The organism is Kribbella sp. NBC_01484 (genome assembly GCF_036227145.1).
Lineage (GTDB): Bacteria > Actinomycetota > Actinomycetes > Propionibacteriales > Kribbellaceae > Kribbella.
On the sequence record NZ_CP109437.1, the window covers coordinates 8,388,951 to 8,407,044 of the forward strand.

The 18,094-nt window shown below is 68.8% G+C and carries 16 protein-coding genes; 4 read left to right on the top strand and 12 right to left on the bottom strand.

From position 1 onward, the window contains the following. Positions 1–63: 63 nt before the first annotated feature. The gene (locus tag OG555_RS40480; RefSeq protein ID WP_329479126.1) at positions 64–1,623 is read left to right on the top strand and encodes an alkaline phosphatase D family protein; all 1,560 of its coding nucleotides are present in this window, start codon (positions 64–66) and stop codon (positions 1,621–1,623) included. A 12-nt stretch (positions 1,624–1,635) separates the two neighbouring features. Further along, positions 1,636–2,445: a discoidin domain-containing protein gene (locus OG555_RS40485; RefSeq protein WP_329479127.1), complete on the top strand. Its 810-nt coding sequence runs from the start codon at positions 1,636–1,638 to the stop codon at positions 2,443–2,445. A gap of 2 nt (positions 2,446–2,447) precedes the next feature. Here the strand turns inward: OG555_RS40485 and OG555_RS40490 are convergent, their stop codons facing one another. The 9 genes from OG555_RS40490 to OG555_RS40530 form a co-directional block, all read right to left on the bottom strand. Further along, a complete protein-coding gene (locus tag OG555_RS40490; protein ID WP_329479130.1) occupies positions 2,448–3,599 on the bottom strand; it encodes an ADP-ribosylglycohydrolase family protein in 1,152 nt (383 codons plus the stop codon). Beyond that, positions 3,596–4,879: an ABC transporter substrate-binding protein gene (locus tag OG555_RS40495; protein ID WP_329479132.1), complete on the bottom strand. Its 1,284-nt coding sequence runs from the start codon at positions 4,877–4,879 to the stop codon at positions 3,596–3,598. The genes OG555_RS40490 and OG555_RS40495 overlap by 4 nt, the downstream gene beginning before the upstream one ends. A 22-nt stretch (positions 4,880–4,901) precedes the next feature. After that, a complete protein-coding gene (locus tag OG555_RS40500) occupies positions 4,902–5,735 on the bottom strand; it encodes a carbohydrate ABC transporter permease (RefSeq protein WP_329479135.1) in 834 nt (277 codons plus the stop codon). Beyond that, positions 5,732–6,655 (bottom strand): carbohydrate ABC transporter permease, encoded by a 924-nt coding sequence (locus OG555_RS40505; RefSeq protein ID WP_329479137.1) that lies wholly within the window; start codon positions 6,653–6,655, stop codon positions 5,732–5,734. Before OG555_RS40505 ends, OG555_RS40500 begins: the two co-directional genes overlap by 4 nt. Positions 6,656–6,770: 115 nt before the next feature. Next, the gene (locus OG555_RS40510) at positions 6,771–7,757 is read right to left on the bottom strand and encodes a LacI family DNA-binding transcriptional regulator (RefSeq protein WP_329479139.1); all 987 of its coding nucleotides are present in this window, start codon (positions 7,755–7,757) and stop codon (positions 6,771–6,773) included. A gap of 147 nt (positions 7,758–7,904) precedes the next feature. After that, positions 7,905–8,309, bottom strand: a complete 405-nt coding sequence (locus tag OG555_RS40515) for a zinc metalloprotease (protein ID WP_329479142.1) — start codon at positions 8,307–8,309, stop codon at positions 7,905–7,907. Positions 8,310–8,377: 68 nt separating this feature from the next. After that, entirely contained in the window at positions 8,378–9,328 is a 951-nt protein-coding gene (locus tag OG555_RS40520; protein WP_329479145.1) for a potassium channel family protein, read from the bottom strand. Further along, the gene (locus OG555_RS40525) at positions 9,300–10,415 is read right to left on the bottom strand and encodes a GNAT family N-acetyltransferase (protein ID WP_329479147.1); all 1,116 of its coding nucleotides are present in this window, start codon (positions 10,413–10,415) and stop codon (positions 9,300–9,302) included. Before OG555_RS40525 ends, OG555_RS40520 begins: the two co-directional genes overlap by 29 nt. A gap of 675 nt (positions 10,416–11,090) precedes the next feature. Continuing rightward, a complete protein-coding gene (locus OG555_RS40530; RefSeq protein WP_329479149.1) occupies positions 11,091–11,489 on the bottom strand; it encodes a hypothetical protein in 399 nt (132 codons plus the stop codon). Positions 11,490–11,537: 48 nt separating this feature from the next. Here OG555_RS40530 and OG555_RS40535 point away from each other — a divergent pair, with 48 nt between their 5' ends. Then, complete coding sequence (locus OG555_RS40535) at positions 11,538–12,155, top strand: HD domain-containing protein (protein WP_329479151.1); 618 nt, start codon at positions 11,538–11,540, stop codon at positions 12,153–12,155. 18 nt (positions 12,156–12,173) lie between these two features. Here OG555_RS40535 and OG555_RS40540 read toward each other — a convergent pair whose 3' ends face one another. Together OG555_RS40540 and OG555_RS40545 are read right to left on the bottom strand one after the other, a co-directional pair. Next, positions 12,174–12,809, bottom strand: coding sequence for an alpha/beta hydrolase (locus OG555_RS40540; protein WP_329479153.1), 636 nt, complete (start codon positions 12,807–12,809; stop codon positions 12,174–12,176). Continuing rightward, the gene (locus OG555_RS40545) at positions 12,809–13,867 is read right to left on the bottom strand and encodes a ring-cleaving dioxygenase (protein ID WP_329479155.1); all 1,059 of its coding nucleotides are present in this window, start codon (positions 13,865–13,867) and stop codon (positions 12,809–12,811) included. Before OG555_RS40545 ends, OG555_RS40540 begins: the two co-directional genes overlap by 1 nt. A 55-nt stretch (positions 13,868–13,922) precedes the next feature. Between OG555_RS40545 and OG555_RS40550 the strand changes: the two genes are divergently transcribed. Beyond that, the gene (locus OG555_RS40550) at positions 13,923–14,528 is read left to right on the top strand and encodes a hypothetical protein (protein WP_328519684.1); all 606 of its coding nucleotides are present in this window, start codon (positions 13,923–13,925) and stop codon (positions 14,526–14,528) included. A 228-nt stretch (positions 14,529–14,756) separates the two neighbouring features. Here the strand turns inward: OG555_RS40550 and OG555_RS40555 are convergent, their stop codons facing one another. Continuing rightward, a complete protein-coding gene (locus OG555_RS40555) occupies positions 14,757–18,092 on the bottom strand; it encodes a S8 family serine peptidase (protein WP_329479156.1) in 3,336 nt (1,111 codons plus the stop codon). Between the last annotated feature and the right edge of the window lie 2 nt (positions 18,093–18,094).

Consider the following 18,094-nt stretch of genomic DNA (forward strand, 5'->3'; position numbering starts at 1 on the left):
CTGTTGCGCCAGGCGAAACACACACCTGGTTAGTCGTCTCACCACAGCCTGATACTGCCTGCCATGGCTACTCGCCGCAGCTTCCTCACCGCGACCGGCGCCGCCGCGCTCGCGCTCACCGGCAACCTCCCTGATCTCGCTACGACAGCAATACCGCATCGCACCGACAAGCGGCCGCTGTTCACGCTCGGCGTCGCCTCGGGCGATCCGCTCCCCGACGCTGTGGTGATCTGGACCCGCCTCGCGCCGGGTCCGCTCGAACCGTTCGGCGGGATGGACGACCGCGCGGTGAAGGTCGAGTGGGAGGTCGCCGAGGACGAGATGTTCCGCAGCGTCGTACGACGGGGCACCGCTCACGCGCGCCCGGAGTACGCCCACACCGTGCACGTCGACGTCCGCGGGCTCCGTCCGTGGCAGCACTACTTCTACCGCTTCCGCGCGGCCGGGCAGATCAGTCCGGTCGGCCGCACGCGGACCGCGCCGGCACCGTCGGACCAGCCCGCGGTAACGATGGCGGTCGCGTCCTGCCAAGCCTTCTACGACGGCTTCTACACCGCGTATCAGGACGTCGTACGCCGGGACCACGACGTCGTGCTGTTCCTCGGCGACTACATCTACGAGGTCGGCGTCGGTCCGACCGCCGGCGTCCGCAACCAGACGGTCCCGGTCGACTTCGCCGGCGAGATCTTCACGCTGGACGAGTACCGGGCGCGCTATGCACTGCACAAGACCGACCCCGACCTGCAGGCCGCGCACGCCGCGTCGCCGTGGATCGTCACGCTCGACGACCACGAGGTCGAGGGCAACTGGGCCGATTACGTCTCCGAGGACGGGCTGCCGCACGACGACTTCCTGGTCCGCCGAGCCAACGGCTTCCGCGCGTACTGGGAACACATGCCGTTGCGCCTGGACCAGTCCGCCGACGGTCCGTCCATCCAGCTGTACCGTCATCTCCGTTACGGCCGGACCGCCGACCTGAGCGTGCTGGACACGCGGCAGTTCCGCGACGACCAGACCAGTACGGGCGGCTGGCTGCCGCCGGACGAGGTGTCGACCGATCCTGCGCGGACCATCACCGGCGCCACCCAGGAACGCTGGCTGCTCGACACGCTCGGCGATTCCAGTGCCCGATGGAACGTCGTCGCCCAACAGGTCGCCATGGCCCAGCTCGACCGGATGACCGGACCGGAGCAGGAGCTGCCGATGGACACCTGGAACGGGTACACCGCGTCCCGCGACCGGGTCCTGTCCGGCGTCCGCGATCGCGGCGTGCGCAACTTCGTCGTACTGACCGGGGACCTGCACCGCAGTGTCGCGTCCGATCTGCGGGTGAACTTCGCCGATCCCTCGACCCCTGCGGTCGGGACCGAGTTCGTCACGACGTCGATCTCGTCCGGCAAGGACGGTGTCGACGCCGACGCCACCGGCCGGGCGCTGCTCACCGAGAACCCGCACGTGAAGTTCCAGAACGTCCAGCGCGGCTACCTCAGCTGCCGCCTCGACAGCACCCGGTGGACGTCCGAGTTCCGCATCGTCGACCGCGTCACCACACCCGGCGGTACGGCGTCCACCCGCGCCACCCTGGTCGTCGAGGACGGCCGTCCCGGTACCCATCTGGCCTGAACGGAACCGACTATGAATCGCGCCGCCCTGCTCGTCCTCCTGCTCCCCGTCGGAGCAGTTGCCATCAGCAACAACAACGCCATCGACATCAGCGCCACGCCCCAACTGGTCGAGGTCGTTCCACTCCCCTGCTTCCCGTCCGGGAAGCTCAGCCTCGGGATGACGAACACCGGCCGGAACCCGACCGTCGCCGACATGCGGGTGTCGGCCGACTCCGCGCTGACCCTGTCCCGGCACCAGTTCTCCAGCTACCTGCCCGTCGGTCAGCTCGTCACCGCTCCACTCGAGATCACCGTCCCGCGTGGAACCACGCCCGCAACGCACACCGTCGACCTGAGCGTCGGCCGCGAGCACCTGAAGGTGCCGGTCGCGATCAAGCCCGTGCCGCAGCGGGACGACGCGCTGCTCGGAGAGCAGGCGGTCGCGTCCTCCACCAACGGCGACATGCGGTTGTGCGGTGGCGTCGACGGCAACTCCGACTCCGCGCAGTGGGGTGCCAGCGGCTGGCACGACGCCACCAAGGGCGTCTTCCCGGACACGTACGGCGTCGACTTCCTCCAGGCGACGACGATCGGCCGAGTCGTCCTCCAGACCCTCGACTCGGCCCGCTACCCGGCGGCCGTGATGGGGATCCGCGACTTCGACATCCAGGTCCGCACGGGCGCCACCTGGACGACGGTCGGCGAGGTCCGCGGCAACGTGCTCGGCAAGGTTACGGTGACCTTCGAGCCCCGCGCGGTGGACGCGGTCCAACTCGTCAGCCGCGACTCCAACGACCATGGCTACTCGCGGATCGTGGAGCTCGAGGCGTACGGCAGCTGACATCAGACCAGGGCATCCAACGCGGCCACGCGCCGGGCCCACCGCTCGGCGTCGGCCGCGCGGATGTCCAGGGCCACCGAGGCCATCACGCGCCCCGGCTCCACCAGATCGGTCTTGCTGGCCGCGGCGATGTCGGCTGCCCAGTCTGCGGGTACGCCGCTCAGTCCGCTGAGGGCACCCGTGATCGCACCGGCCATCGACGCGATCGAGTCCGCGTCCCGGCCGTAGTTCGTGCCGCCCAGGACAGCCCGGCGTACGTCGCCCTCGGACACGAGCACGAAGCCGAGGGCCACCGGCAGTTCCTCGATCGCCTTCGTCCGGCTCGGCCGCCGCGCGTCCATCGACTGGTCGCGATAGTCCGGGCCGACCGTGTCGTAGGGCTCGATCGCCTGGCGGAGCAGGGGAATCGCCTGCTCCCAGTCGGTCACCCCGTCGGCCGCCGCGGCCACCGCCTCGACGGCCCTCCGAGTGCCGTCCTTGGCCAGTGCCAGCGCCGCGCCGACCGCCGAAGCGGCCGTTGCGCCCGGCGCCATCGCGGCGGCGACGGCGGCCGCGAACACCCCGGCCGCCTCCCGCCCGTAGCTCGACTGATGCGCACCCGCGAGCTCGATCGCCTCGGCGTACGCACCCGCCGGGTCGCCCGCGTTGGCGATGCCGACCGGCGCCACGTACATCGCCGCACCGCAGTTGACGATGTTGCCGACGCCGGCCTCGCGCGGATCGACGTGCCCGTAGTGCAACCGGGCGACCAGCCACTTCTCGGCCAGGAACACCCGCTGCAGCAGCAGCGCCTCGGTCTCCAGCTCCGGCACCCACCGGGGCCCGGTCAGCATCTTCGGGACCAGCGACTCGGCGATCGCGTACGCGTCCAGGTGGGTACGGCGTTCGTCGTACACCTCGACCAGGGCGTGCGTCATCAACGTGTCGTCGGTGATGTGCCCGTCGCCCTTGTGGTACGGCGCGATCGGGCGCGCGGTGCGCCAGTCGTCGTACCAGGGTCGGACAATGCCGGTCACCCAGCCGCCGTGCCGCTCCCGGATCGCCGCCGGGGTCCAGCCCTCGACGGCCCCACCGATCGCGTCACCGACCGCGGAGCCGACGAGGGCACCTGTCGCCTTCCGTTCCAGCGCGGTACTGATTCCTTCCGGCGTCACTGGTTGACCTGACCCCATCCATCACTCAGTTTCTTGCCCAGGGTCGCCAGGTCGGTCTTGTTCGCCAGGTACTCCTGCAGCGCCGGCGTCGCGATCTGGTCCTTCCACTTCGGGTAGTTCTCCACGCTCTGGAACGGCGCCTTGGTCAGGTCGTTGCCGCTGGCCAGCGTCTGCTCCCAGCCGTTCTTGCCGCCGGTCGAGTTCAGGATCGCGTCCCGGGCCGCCGGGGTGGTCGGGATCAGCCAGTCACCCTGCCCGACCGTGGCCAGGTTCTCGGCCTTCATGAAGTAGTCGATGAACTTCGCGGACTGCTCGATGTGCTTGCCCTCGGCCGGCACCGACAGCGTCTGCGGGTTCGCCGCCTGCTTGATGCCGTTGCCCTTCAGCGGCGGCAGCACCTCCCACTGGAAGCCCTTCGGCGCCTCCTCGAGGATCTGCTGCGCGGCGAAGTTGCCACCGACAACCATCGCGTACTTGCCGGCGTAGAACCCGGGCAGGACGTCGGAGCTGCTCTGGGTCAGCGAGGTCGGGTCGATCGACTTGTCGTCGTACGCCATCGCGTGGATCCGCTTCGGCACCTCGAGCTCGGGGTCGCCGATCTTCGCCGTCGCGTCCTTGCCGGTGCCCTCGAAGAACTGCGCGTCGAAGTTCATGCCCAGGTTCAGCACGGTCGCGGTCGGGCTCTTCAGGCCCCAGCCCAGGCCGTGCTTGCCGCCGGCGGTCAGCTTCTTCGCGTCCGCGGCCAGGTCGTCCCAGCTGAGCGAGTCACCGGTCGCCGTGATCCCGGCCGTCTTGAGCGCCGCCGAGTTGGCGAACACGACGTACGACTGCAGGAGTGTCGGAGCGGCGTACACCTTGCCGTCGCTCGACACGGTGTCCCAGACGCCTTGAGGGACCGCGTCCTTCGTTTCCTGGCTCAGGTACGGCGAGAGGTCCGCCAGGTAACCCTGGTTGATGAAGCCGGTGATGTCGGCGGACTCGTCGTGAATGATGTCCGGCGCCGTGCCGCCCTGGAACTGAGTCACCAGCTGGTCGTGCACCGAGTCCCAGCTGCCCTGGACGTACTCGACCTGGGTGTTCGGGTTGGCGGCGTTCCAGTCCGCGACGATCTTCTTGGTCGCGGCGACAGTGGTCTTCTGGAAGGCGAGACTCTGGAACTTCAGCGTCACCTTCTCGGTCGAGGACCCCGAGTCACCGGAGCTGTTGTCACTGTTGCCCCCACACGCCGCGAGCGCCACCAGTGCGCCCGCCGCCGCCAGGGCGGTTACTGCTTTCCTCATGTGTTCTCCTCAGGGGAAGGGGCTAGCCCTTGACTGCGCCGCTCAACAGGCCGGAAGTCAGCCGGCGCTGCAGGAAGGCGAAGAAGACCAAGCTGGGGACAGTGGCCAGGACGGACGCCGCCGCGAGCGGACCGAACTGGACCTGACCTTCAGCACCGACGAAGCGCGCCAGGACCAGCGGCAGCGTCTTGAGTTGCGGGTCCTGGAGCAGGACCAGGGCGAAGAAGAACTCGTTCCACGCCGAGATGAACGTGAACATCGCGGTCGCGATCAGCCCCGGTCGCAGCAGCGGCATCACGATCGACACGATGGTGCGGACCCGGCTCGCGCCGTCCACCGACGCCGCCTCCTCCAGCTCCCGCGGTACGGCGGCGACGTACCCCTGCAGCATCCACAACGCGAACGGCAGCGACCAGACCATGTAGACGATCACCACACCGGGGATCGTGTTGGTCAGGTGCAGCGGCCGCAGAATCATGAACAGCGGGATCACGATCAGGATCACCGGGAACACCTGGCTGACCAGGATCCAGCCGTTCGTGACCGGCCGCAGCCGGCTGCGGAAGCGGGCCAGGGCGTAGGACACCGGCAGCGCCACGATCAGCACCAGGATCGTGGTGAGGATCGAGATCTGCAGGCTGTTGCCGAGTCCCCGGACCAGGCCCTGTTCGCTCAGCGCGTCCGTGTAGTTGGAGAAGTCGGCGTTCTTCGGCAGCAGCGACGGCGTGATGCTCGCGAACTCCTGCGGCGACTTCAGCGAGCTGGAGATCAGCCAGAGCAGCGGGAAGCCGAGGAAGATCAGGTAGCACAGGACAGCGACGTACTGGAGGGCGCGGGCGGCCGGTCGTGTTCTCATGCCTCGCTCCTCAGCCGGTTCCGCAGGTAGAAGGCGAGGAACAAGATGATGATGACGACCATCACGTCACCCATCGCGGCGGCCATGCCGAAGTTCCCGTACCGGAACGCCTCGTTGTAGGCGAACAGCATCGGCAGCATCGTCTTGCCGCCCGGACCGCCCGCGGTGAGCACGTAGACCAGGCCGAACGAGTTGAAGTTCCAGATCAGGTCCAGGCTGGTGATCGCGACGATCACGGTCCGCAGCTGCGGCAGCGTGATGTTCCAGAACTGGCTCCAGGCGCTCGCGCCGTCAACCGCGGCAGCCTCGTACAGCGTGCGGTCGATGCCTTGCAGGCCGGCCAGCAGAGTCACCGTGGTCATCGGCATGCCGACCCAGATGCCGACCACGATCACCGCGGGCAACGCCGTACTGAAGTTGCCGAGGAAGTTGATCGGGTGGTCGGTGAGGTGCAGGTTCTGCAGGATCTCGTTGACCGGGCCGTTGGTCGGGTGCAGCAGCAGGCGCCACATGATCGCGACCACCACCGGCGGCATCGCCCACGGGATCAGGGCGATGGTCCGGGCGACGCCACGGAACCTGATGGTCGTGTTGAGCAGCAGGGCGAGGCCGAGCGCGGCGACGAACTGCAGGATCGTGACCGACAGGGTCCAGATGATGCCGATCCGGAACGAGTCCCAGAACAGGCCGTTGTGCAGCAGCTTGGAGAAGTTGTCGAAGCCGATGAAGTTCGTCTCGACGTTGAGCCCCGCGCGCGCGTCGGTGAACCCGAGCGCGATGCCGCGGATCAGCGGGTAGACGCTGAGCAGCAGGACCGGCAGCAGCGCCGGCAGGAAAAGGAAGATCGCCTCGCGATTCTGCTTCGGCCTGGTGGTCTTCTTCACCGGCGTGGGGGTCGGCGCGGTCAGTGTGGCGGTCATGGGGCCTTCCGCCCTGGACTGAGGAGCGTAGGGAGCGAAGCGACTGAAGCGACGAGGGAAGGGCGGGAGTAAAAGCCCCATGACCCCCGCGCCGGAGGCGCGGCATTCAACACGGTCATGTGGACCTCCGCACGCTCAACGACGGCTGTACGACGATCCGCCGCGGGGTCCGGGTGGAGTCCTCGATCCTTGCCAACAGCAACTCAGCCGCCCGGCGGCCACGTTCGGCCGACCCGAGGTTCACACTCGTCAATGGCGGGAAGCACTGCTCGGCGAGTTCGCTGTCGTCCATCCCGACCACCGCCACGTCGCTCGGAACGTCGAGTCCGTAGGCGGCGAGCTCGTGCATGACTCCGACGGCGAGCAGGTCGTTGGCACAAACCACCGCGTCAGGACCGCGCTTCTTGAACAGCTTCTTCCCCGCGTCGCGTCCGGCGGCGAAGGTGAAGTCGGCAGCCTCGATCTCACCGGCCGACGTCAGCTTGAACTCCTTCATGGCGTCGGCGAAGCCCTTCGCCCGGGCCGTGCCCGGCACCGTGTCCGCCGGGCCGTTGACGAAGGCGATCCGCCTGCGTCCCTTGGCCGTCAGGTGCTCGACCGCCAGCAGGATGCCCTTCGGAGAGTTGGCGCGGATCGTGTCGACGCCTGCCTTGGCGGGGACGTTACCGGCGACGACCACCGGCACCTCACACTCGCGGATCGACTTGATCAGGTCCTCGTCGACGCGCAGCGGGCTGATCACCAGACCGTCGGCGTACCCGCGGGCCATCCCGCGAACCAGCGCGACCTCGTCCACCACATCCGGCCCGGTCGTCGTCACCACCAGCCGATAACCGGCCGCGGACACGACCTCCTCGACCGCCCGCATCATCGTCACGTAGACCGGGTTACCGACGTCGGCGACCGCCAGCGTCAACTGGAACGTGCGCCCGACCTTGAGCGATCGTGCTCGGGAGTCCGGCACATACCCGAGCTCCTGCACCGCCCGCTGCACCCGCTCGACCATCTCCTCGGTCGCGGGTAGCCCGTTCAGTACGCGCGACACCGACGCCACCGAGACCCCGGCTGCCCGAGCCACCTCCGCGATCGTCGGACGACTCACGCCGGCCTCCTGTAATCGTTCTTGTAATCGTTTACAGGCCAGACATTAGGACGCCGGCGCCGCGCGGTCAACCTCAGGCCGGCAACGACCACCACACGCAACCGGACCGTGACCCGTCAGCGGGGCCACGGTCCGGGAGGACGGCGATCAGGCGCGGTACAGCAGCCAGGCGTCCGCCATCCGCTGAGCCTGGCCGGGAGTGAACTGGTTGTAGCAGGAGTCGTAGGAGTAGTCCATGTAGTTGTGGATCGGGTCGTCACCGGGTGCCGTGCAGGTGTCCTTGCCGGCCGGGCAGCCCGAGGTCGGCGTCTTCTCCGCCGGGGTGTCGGCGACGAAGTCGCCCTTGGCATTGCACCCACCGAAGAAGGTGTGCTCCAGGTTGAGCCAGTGCCCGACCTCGTGCGTCGCCGTCTTGCCCTCGTCGTACCGGCCCGCGAACGCGGTCGACGCGCCCGGGACCGACTCCCAGTTGAGGATGACTCCGTCGAGATACGCCCGGCCCGGCTTGGTGACGATGTCCGGCAGATACGCCCAACCGAGGAGCCACCTCATGCTTGCCCCCTGCTGAAACGGTCCCCAAGCAGTCCGACTCTAAGCACACGATCGGTGTCGCGGAAGGGCTACTCGTCGCCCTCGTCCGCGCCGGGGCGTTCGGCCCAGGGGGTTTCCTTGGCGGGGCGGACGACGATGAGTTTGTCGCCGGCGGCCAGGACCGAGACGTTGGCGTCGTAGTAGCGGTGCACCTTGCCGTCGCGGACGACCGACACGACGCGGTCCGGGACGGCGGACGGCGGCTTGCCGACCTCGCGACCGAGGACCGGGCGTTCGGCCACCTCGAGGCCCTCGCCGTACGTGAGCAGGTCCTCCATCACTTCACCCAGGTTCGGGCTGACCGAGGTCAGCCCGAGTAGCCGGCCGACCGCCTCGGATGACGTGACGACCGCGTCCGCACCGCTCTGCCGCAGCAGCGGCACGTTGTCCTCCTCGCGGACCGCGACCACGACGTGCGCGTTCGGGTTCAGTTGCCGCACCGCCAGCGTGACGAGCACCGCCGAGTCGTCGCGGTCGGTCGTCACGATCACCTCGCGGGCCGTCATCACCTCGGCCCGGCGCAGCACGGTCCGGTTCGTCGCGTCGCCGTGGAAGGCTGCCATCTGGTCGTTGCCCGCGTCCCCGATCGCCTGGGCCCGCGGGTCGATCACCACGATGCTGTCCCGCTTGACCCCGTTGCTGATCAGCGTCTGGACGGCGGAGCGGCCCTTGGTGCCGTAGCCCACCACGACGGTGTGGTCCTTCATGCGCTTCCTCCATCGTGTGTCCCGCATGATCCGGCGACCCTCGTTGGCCAGGACTTCCAGTGTCGTGCCGACCAGTACCACCAGGAACGCGATCCGCAGCGGGGTGACGATGAAGGCGTTCACCAGCCGGGCGGCGGGCGTCACCGGAGTGATGTCGCCGTACCCGGTCGTGGTGAGTGTGACAGTGGCGTAGTAGATGCTGTCGATCAGACCGACGCGACCGTCGTAGCTGTCCCGGTAGCCGCTACGGTCGACCACCACGATGAGCACCATCACGGTCAGCAGCCCCAGCGCGATCAGAATGCGGCTGAAGAGCTGATAGAGCGGCGAGCGCGTGCTCGCGGGCAGGCTGACCAGCAGACCGTGTGGATTGCGACCGGTGGGAAGGGGTGGCACGTGTCTGACGATATTGCACTGGTGGCCGATCCACCGCATGCGACAGGCTCTGGTCCGACAGCGCGACGGTGACCATCAGGCTGTCGCCGTCCCGAACCACCCGTGACCGCATCCGCAGGCGCTCGAGAGTGCGCAGCATCGCGTGGTTCTCCGGCTGCACCATGCAGACGACCCGGTCGGCGCCGAGCACGCGCGCGTCACTGACCACCTGACGCAGCAACCGCAGTCCGAGGCCCTGTCCCTGCCAGCCGTCCTCGACGAGTACGGCGACCTCCATCGTCGTACTCCCGAGCTCCTCCCACGGCGCGGCCGTCGCCATCCCTATCACGGCGTCACCGACGGCGGCGACGACCGACACCCCACCGGCCGGCGCGGACAGATGCCGCGCGGTGCGGGTGGTCAGCTTCGGCATCGGCACGTGGTACCGCCGGGTGCGGCTCTCGTACGAGCACCGCTCGTGCATCGCGACCACGGCCTCGGCGTCCTCGACGGTCGCCTTGCGCAACTCGGGTACGGCGCTGCCGGGGCGCGGGCCCTCGACCACGGACCCGTCGAACCGCTCGGTGAGCCGGCCGGCGATCTCCACCAGCGCGTCGGCCCGGGCCCACTCGGCGGGCGTGTACTCCTCGAACCCCTGCAGGTTGCCGAGCTCGTCGTCGACGGACATCGGGTCGTCGATCAGCCGCAGTACGGCGCGCAGGTAGCGGGTGGGGGCATCACTCAGTACGTCGGCCTGGCACGGGCGGACCGTCGTACGCAGGCAACCGGCCTCGGCGGCGAGCGCGGCCAGGTCGTCAGCGGTCCAGCCGACCCCGGTGTTGACCACCAGTTCGTCGACGGCGCCGGTCTCGGCGGTGAACACCTCGAGGCTGAGGATGTTGATGTCGTCCGCACCACACCGTGCAGCGAGTTCGGCCAGCGCACCGGGCCGGTCGGCGAGTTCGGTCCTGATCTTCCAGAGCATGCGGACGCCCTCCCTCGTGGAAACGTCCTTCCACTGTGCGGTCCGCCTGTTGCCCCACCGGGTCCGGCATGTTACGCCCGCGTCAACCTTCTCACCCGTCCGACCCCAGCCATCCCCGCCGATCGAACGCTCCCCGCCGACACGATATGAGGGGTCAACCGGCTCTCTTGCTCGATGTATGGGTGATCGTCGGCCGGGTGTCCCGGTCGGGATAGGCGCGTTGTCCCGGGGTGGGCAAGGAGGCAATGAGCCACGGTGGCGGGTGTGCCGAGGCTGGGCCGGGCGGTTCCAGCGGGCTCGTTCCCCGCGGACCGGTCCACCTCTGGCGACCTGAGACAGGTCCTGGTGGGCCGAGACAGGCAATTCCATGTCCCAACCCGCCACGACCCGTCCCACCCCACCACTTCCGGCCCCAACCGAGCTGTCCCACCCCACCACGACCTGTCCCAGCCCACCGGCCCCCACCACGACCGGTCTCAACCCGCCGGCCCCGGTCCCCGCCCGGTGCTGTGTGTCGGCGCGGACATGTCCCGAGCGTCCCCTTTGGTGGGTTGACGTCCGAGATGGTGGGTTGGCGCCCCGGATTCCGGTACGGCAACCCACCACATGGGACGTCAACCCACCAAATGCGCAAGCCGGCCGCCTACCGCCGGGGCGGGGCGGGGCGGGGCGGGGTCAGCGGCGGCGGATCTTGGGGAGGCGGGGAGCGACCTTCGGCTTGCGCGCGGCGATCTCGTCGGCGGTCACCCGCTGGTCGAGGTCGGAGTGGCGCAGGAGTTCCGGATAGGCGCTCTGCGGCACCGGCGGGTATGTCGTCACGATCGCGTCGCCGGAGAAGACGAAGAAGATCGGCTCCCCGTCCTTGATCACCTTCAGCAAGGATCCCTCGCGCACGGTGAGAGCGTGCTCACTCGCCTTCCGCCGGGCCGCCCGCTTCGCCCAGGCGGCCTGGACCGCCTGCTGGGCCGGTTCGCGCCCGTGCTTGACCGCCTCGATCACGAACGGCCCGTACCGCACGCTGTATTTGATCAAGTTCTTGGCCAGCTTGCCGTTGGCCTTCCCAGCACCTGCCATACGCCGAGAGTACTGAGGTATGCGTCCACACGCCGGTCGGCTGCGATCATGAACACCATGCGCCTGGCCGACCTTCTCGTTCCCGACTCTCCGGCGTGCACGAACGCCGTAGAGGTGACTACGGCGTACTGCTCGCCCGCACTGGTGAACCACTCGCTGCGGGTCTACTTCTGGGCGGCGGCTCTCGGCACAGCGCGGGGTGTCGACTTCGATGCCGAGGTGCTCTTCGTCGCGTCCCTGCTCCACGACCTGGGCCTGGTCGAGGACTTCGACAGCCACCGGGTGCCGTTCGAAGTGGCCGGCGGAAGTGTGGCGTGGGTGTTCGCGGCAGGTGCCGGCTGGCCGGTGCAGCGGCGTACGCGCGTGTCGGAGGTGATCGTCCGGCACATGTGGCCCGACGTGGATCCGCAGGAGGACCCGGAGGGTTTCCTGATGGTGAGATCCACCGGCTTCGACATCGTGGGGCGTGGCGAGGCGGACTTCCCGGTCAGCTTCCGGAACGAGGTGCTGGCGCGGTACCCGCGGCTCAGTCTGGCCGACGAGTTCCTGAAGTGCTTCCAGGACCAGGCGAGCCGCAAGCCGGACAGCTCAGCCGCCGCCGCCATCCGCAACGACCTGGGCGTCAGGATGGCCGCCAACCCACTCGAGCAGGCCCCTCGCCCCTGAATCGGAGGACGGGGATCGTCATCCAGGTCGCGGACTGACGAAGGCCTCGAGGAATTGTTTGACGTGGGGTAACTGGCCGGGGTCGATGGTGTGGCCGCCGGGGAAGGGGCGGATGTCGACGTCCGCGCCGCGGGCGCGGAGCTGGGCGGCGAGCGTCCGTGTCTGGTCGGGTGTCGCCATCGGGTCGCGGTCGCCGTTCACGATCAGCACGCGTTTGCCGGTGAGGACCTCCCCGGGCTCGTCCTGCTGGAACGGCACCATCGCCGCCAGCAGCACCGCCCCGCTGAGCGCCTCCGGGTGGCGCAGGAGCAGCGCGGACGCGATGTTCGCGCCGTTCGAGAACCCGATCGCCACCCAGGATCCGGGCGTCACGCCGTACTGCTGCTCGGCCGCGGCGAGGAACGCGGCGAGCTCGTCGGCCCGCGCCCGCAGATCGTCCTCGTCGAACACGCCCTCGCGGAGCCTGCGGAAGAAGCGGGGCATGCCGTTCTCCAGCACCGTCCCGCGCGGCGCCAGCACCGGGGCATCCGGGATCAGGTACTCCCGCAGTCCGAGCAGGTCGTACTCGTTCCCGCCGGTCCCGTGCAGCAGCAACAGCGGCGGACGACCCGTCCCCGGTTCCCAGACGTGCGGCCGCCGCAGGGCCGGGTCCATCACCCCGCAGCTTCCGAAGGCAGCCGGATGCCCGGCAGCGATGCCTCGATCTGCTCGCGGTCCGGTTCGAGCCAGGGCGGCAGCTTGAGGTGGCGGCCGAGCTCCAGCAGCGGCTCGTCCACGGTGAATCCGGGCTGGTCGGTCGCGATCTCGAGCAACACCCCGCCGGGCTCCCGGAAGTAGATCGAGGTGAAGTACTGCCGGTCGAGGATCTCGGTGACCTGGATCCCGGCCTCGATCAGCTCCTCGCGCCACCTCGCCTGCGTCTCCCGGTCAGGCGCCCGGAACGCGACATGGTGCACCGTACCGGCCGCCTGCAGTCCCCGATCGTCCTTGCTGGGAAGGACGTCCACGGCAGTGCCGTCCGCACCGCCGGTCATGACGAACCGGGTCCGGTCCGCGGTGTTGTGGGTGAACTCCATGCTGAGCAGGCCGGCGAGCATCTCCGCGGTCGGGTCGAGCTGCTGCTCGGTCATAGTAATCGAGTACAGACCACGGATGGCGTCGTCGGCCGGTACGGCGGCCGCGCCGTCCCACCCTGATCGCGAGTCACCGTCGGAGGCGACCAGCTCGATCACCAGCCCGTCCGGATCGCGAAGCCTCAGCACCTCCTCGTCCGAAAGCGCCACCGGGTCGTCCGCGTCCACGCCGAGGTCCTTCAGCCGCCGCTGCCACCAGCCGACAGCCTCCGGCGGGATGCTGAAGGCCGTCGCCGTGGTCAGACCGGTCCCCTGCCGGCCGCCCTGGACGCCTGGCCAGGGGAAGAAGGTCAGCAACGTGGACGGCTGCCCCGACTCGTCTCCGTAGTAGAGGTGATAGGTGTCCGGCGCGTCGAAGTTGACGGTCCGTTTGACCAGCCGCAACCCCAGCACGGTGGTGTAGAAGTCGACGTTCCGCTGCGGGTCCTCGGCGATCGCCGTGACGTGGTGCAGCCCGTGCGGTGCAACGCTCAGTTCCGGCATCGTGGATCCCTCTCGTGCGGCCGGCAGACGCTCCTCTCCTTCGATGATGACCTCGACCGGATCGCCCGGGAAGGTCCCGGGTCCGATGGCAGTCACGGGGGAAACCTCGGTCGGCGTGCGAGGGTTGGCCAGGTCAGGCACCATAGACGCCGTGACGACCCCCAATCCGCGCCGGCCGATCCTGCCCGGCAACAAGCTGTTCGAGTCGCTGCCCGGCGCCGCCGATCCGGCTGCGGTCACCGAGGTGGCGCACCGGACCGCCGAATTGCTGGTGCGTGGCGTCCGCAACTCCGAAGACACCGAGGTCCACGCGCGGGTGGTCAAACTGGCCGACGACTACGGCCTGGACGAACTCGCCGAACTATGGTCCGACTCGCCGTCGGACTCCCTGCCGGGCGCGTTGTGGCGGCTGTACCTGCTGCGATCGTGGGTGCACACCAACGCCGAAGAGGTCTCCCGCGAGTTCGCGGCCGGTCGCAAGTACGCCGAGGTGCACGCGGTGGTCGCGGGTGTCGCGGAGCCGCCGGGTCCGACCGAGGTGCGGGACATGGTCGACGCCGTACTGCGGGGTGTCGCGACCGGGGACTTCGCGACGACCCTGGACCGGGCGGCCGCGTTCGCGCGGATCGTCGCGACCGGCCGGGCACACCTCGCCGACGACGGTCACGACCGGGTGCTGTCGGCCTCGAAGCTCGTCGAAATGGCGGATCAGCTGCAGACCGCGGCCCGGTCCGAACGCGCCGGGCAACTCTGGTAGTTGCGCGTCCCGGCTTCGGATGCTATGGCGTCTTGAAGCCCGAGATCCCTACAGGACAAGGGGTTTGAGCGCCGGTTATACTGTTCGAGGTGTCGGGCCGGTGCAAGCCCCGGGTCCCAAAATTAGCCGCTACGAGCGGCCACGCGCCGTGAGGCGCTTCCCGGTCCGACGCCACTAACTCAGCTGAAGAGCACCCCCGGCCGACCAGGCCGGGGGTGCTCTCGTTGTCTAGCGGATTCCGTAGAAACGGGTCAGTGTCTGCGTGACGGACTTCCCGTTGGAGTCCGTCAGTTCGACCTTCAGGGTGACGAACGTCGTCGCCTTGGAGTTGTTGACCAGGGCCACGGCTTTGGTGCCGAGGTTCACCACCGGAGTCTGATTCCAGGTCGTGCCGTCGTCGTACGACGTCCAGACGCGAGCCGACGTGAAGCGGCCGGGTTTGTACCACTGGCCTGACTCAGCGGTGATGCTGACCGGGAACGCCGGGATCCGCGGTGCGCGGTCGTTCAGGTCGACGGCGAGGTCGTAGTCGGGGAAGAGCAGCGGCAACGGCTTACCCGCGTCCGCTGCGGAGCTCTTCCAGTTCCACCGGGTCTCGACGGTGTTCGGCGACTCCCACTTGTAGTCGCCTCGCTGCCACCGGATCAGGTCGTAGACCAGCTCCAGATTCGTTGCCGCCGCCGGCACGTCCCAGACTCCCTGGCCGTAGTAGCCGTACTCCCCCAGCGACACCCCGTCCGCGAGCAGCTCGGTGCCGCCCAGATCGAGGAATCCCTGGCGCGAGAAATGTCCCGGTTCGGTATCCGACCAACTCGCGAAATTGCTCCAGACCGTGTTCCCGTCCCGCGCCGCCGGCGCGTACTTCAGCCCGGTCGTCTGGTCGGTCACCAGCCCCGGCCGCAACCCCGCCTTGAACCAGCTCTCGCTGTGCCGGCTGCCGGCCTTGTACGCCGTCGCCGTCGACGTCATCAGGGTCGCGAACGGCCACGCCATCGCGTCCGCATGACCGACCATCTGCGAGACCTTCGTGTCCCGTTCGGCCGTGACCAGGTGCTGCACCCGGGTCGGCGCCGCCACGGTCCCCCGGTCGCCGGTCGGGATCAAGTTGATGCTCCACGGTCGCCACACGTCGACGTACTCGGAATAGTTGTAGGCCTTGCCCGGCGCGTAGTACGTCGCGTCGATCGTTGCCAGGTCCCGGTCCCGGACCCGATGGTCGGGCCTGCCCTTCACCTGCTGCTCATGCGTGAACGCCAAGCTGTAGAGGTACGGCGACTTCGCGCCGGCCGGTGATCCGTACTGCCAGCCCTCGACCACCTCGAAGGTGCCGCGGCGAGCCTTCGGTGTCGTCCCGAGGTAGATCGACTTCACCTGCGTGCCGTAGCCGCGGCTCGACGCGAGGATCCAGTTGTCGACAATCCGGCCATAGGTCAGGCTGCCGCCCTTCCGTTCGGTCGGACGCTGGGTCGTCACCTTCGCCTCGGCCGCCGTCCGGGCGTCGTACGTGATCGTGGTGTTCTTCGTCAGCGTGATCTCCGGGTCGCCGAGGAACGCGTACGAATCGACGAGTCCGTTCGCGTCGTCGTGCGCGATCGTCGCGGCCAGTGAGTACGTGCCCGCCCGCAGGTGCAGCGTCTGGTCCGCGCCGTCGAAGCCGACACGCTGCGCCGCGATACTGTCGAGGTCGAAGACATCGAGCGAGGTGATCGACGCGGCGGGCTTGCCGTCACGGTCGATCAACTTGAAGGTCACATCGACGTACTGCGGCTCGAGGTAGAAGCCGAGCGGTGTCACCACCGTGCGCCCGTCGTTGCCCGTAGCAACCACTCGCGCGCTGACCGCGCCATAGGCCCCGGGGTCCAGGGCAGCGCTCGGGTCGATCGTCATCGGAACATCCACCGTCGCACCGGCGGCGACCGTCGCCGACGGGTCGAAGCTGATCAGTCCCGCCGGTAGCGCCTTGCCGTTGTTGCCCCGCGCATCGGCGGTCAGCGTCAACGTCACCGGCTCGGTGCCGCTGTTGTGGTAGGTCAGCTGCTTGGTGAGCTTCTGCTCCGGCGTGTGCGGCCAGGCGAACGTGCCGAGGTCGACCGTGCCCGGACCGGTCACCTGCTGCGTGACGGCCTGGGCGACGTCGAGTTCACCGGCGCCCTGCTCGTAGATCCCGACCTTGCTCTCCGAGCGCACCGAGTTCTGCAGGGCCGCTTTCAGTTGCTGCCCCTTCCAGTCGGGGTGCTGCTGCTTCAGGATCGCCGCCGCGCCGGCCACGTGCGGCGTCGCCATCGAGGTGCCGCTCATGTCGATGTACGCCGAATCGCCGCGACCGCCCGCCCGTGCCGCGGTGATGTCCACACCAGGCGCCGCGATGTCGGGCTTGACCGCGTGGTTGGCCAGCACGGGTCCACGGCTGGAGAAGTCCGCGGTCGTCTGGGTCAGGTCGGTGGCCGCCACCGTCATCGCCGAGGCCGCACACCCCGGGCTGCTGATCGCCTCGGCCGGTCCGCCAAGGTTGCCAGCGGCAACAACGAACAGAACGCCTGACGATGCGCTGATCCGGTCGACCGCGGCCGCCATCGGGTCGGTGCAGTCGACGGGTTCCGACGTACCGATGCTCATGCTGATCACGTCGGCGCCCTCGGCGACGGCCCATTCCATGCCGGCGATGATCCAGGACAGGTCACCACTGCCGGAGTCGTTCAGGACCTTGCCGGACAGCAGTTGTGCGCCCGGTGCGACACCCTTGTTCCTGCCGTTGGACGCGACGCCGCGACCGGCCACCGTCGACGAGGTGTGCGTGCCGTGGCCGTCGTGGTCGGCGACGTCCGGGCTGTCGGTGAAGTTCTGCTGGGCCTTGATCGCGCCGACGAGGTCCGGGTGCTCCGCGTCGACACCCGAGTCGAGGACGGCGACCGTCGTACCGGTTCCGTCGTACCCGGCCTGCCAGGCCTCGGGCGCGCCGACGTACGGGACGCTTTGGTCGAGGGTCTTGTGGACCTTCGCGTCGAGCCAGAGCTTCTGGACGTCACGACCGGTCGGGAGCGACTGCCAGGTGTCGTGTGCGTGTGCCTTGTCGGTCCGCAGCGCGCTCGCGCCGACGGAGGAGAGCGTCCGGGTGCGCGTGGATCCGGCGGGCACGGTCTGCTGTGCGGCCCCGGCGGTCGGCTTGTAGGTCGCGATGACGGGGATCTGGCTGGTGGACGCGTCGTCGTACCCCTGCCGGATCAGACCGCTCACGTTGAAGAGTGCCTGATCCACCTTGCCGCTGTTGACCAGCCGGGCCGCGCTGTCGGGTACGACGTACAGGTCCTTGCCGACAGTTCGGGTCTCGTAGCCGGCGTGGGCGGAGTCGGCGGGGACGAACCGCACACTGCTGCGTCCGGAGCCAGCCGGGGTGACCTGCACCTTGTCACCGGTGAGCAGCGTGACGAGCTTCGCGCTGTCGACCTGGACCGGCAGCGTGGGTTGACCAGTGGCGCCCGGCGGACCAGCGGTGGCCGGAAGGGTGGTGATCGCGAGGAGGGCGGTAACAGTCGCGCCGACCAAGGCTTTACGGACCAGATGCATGG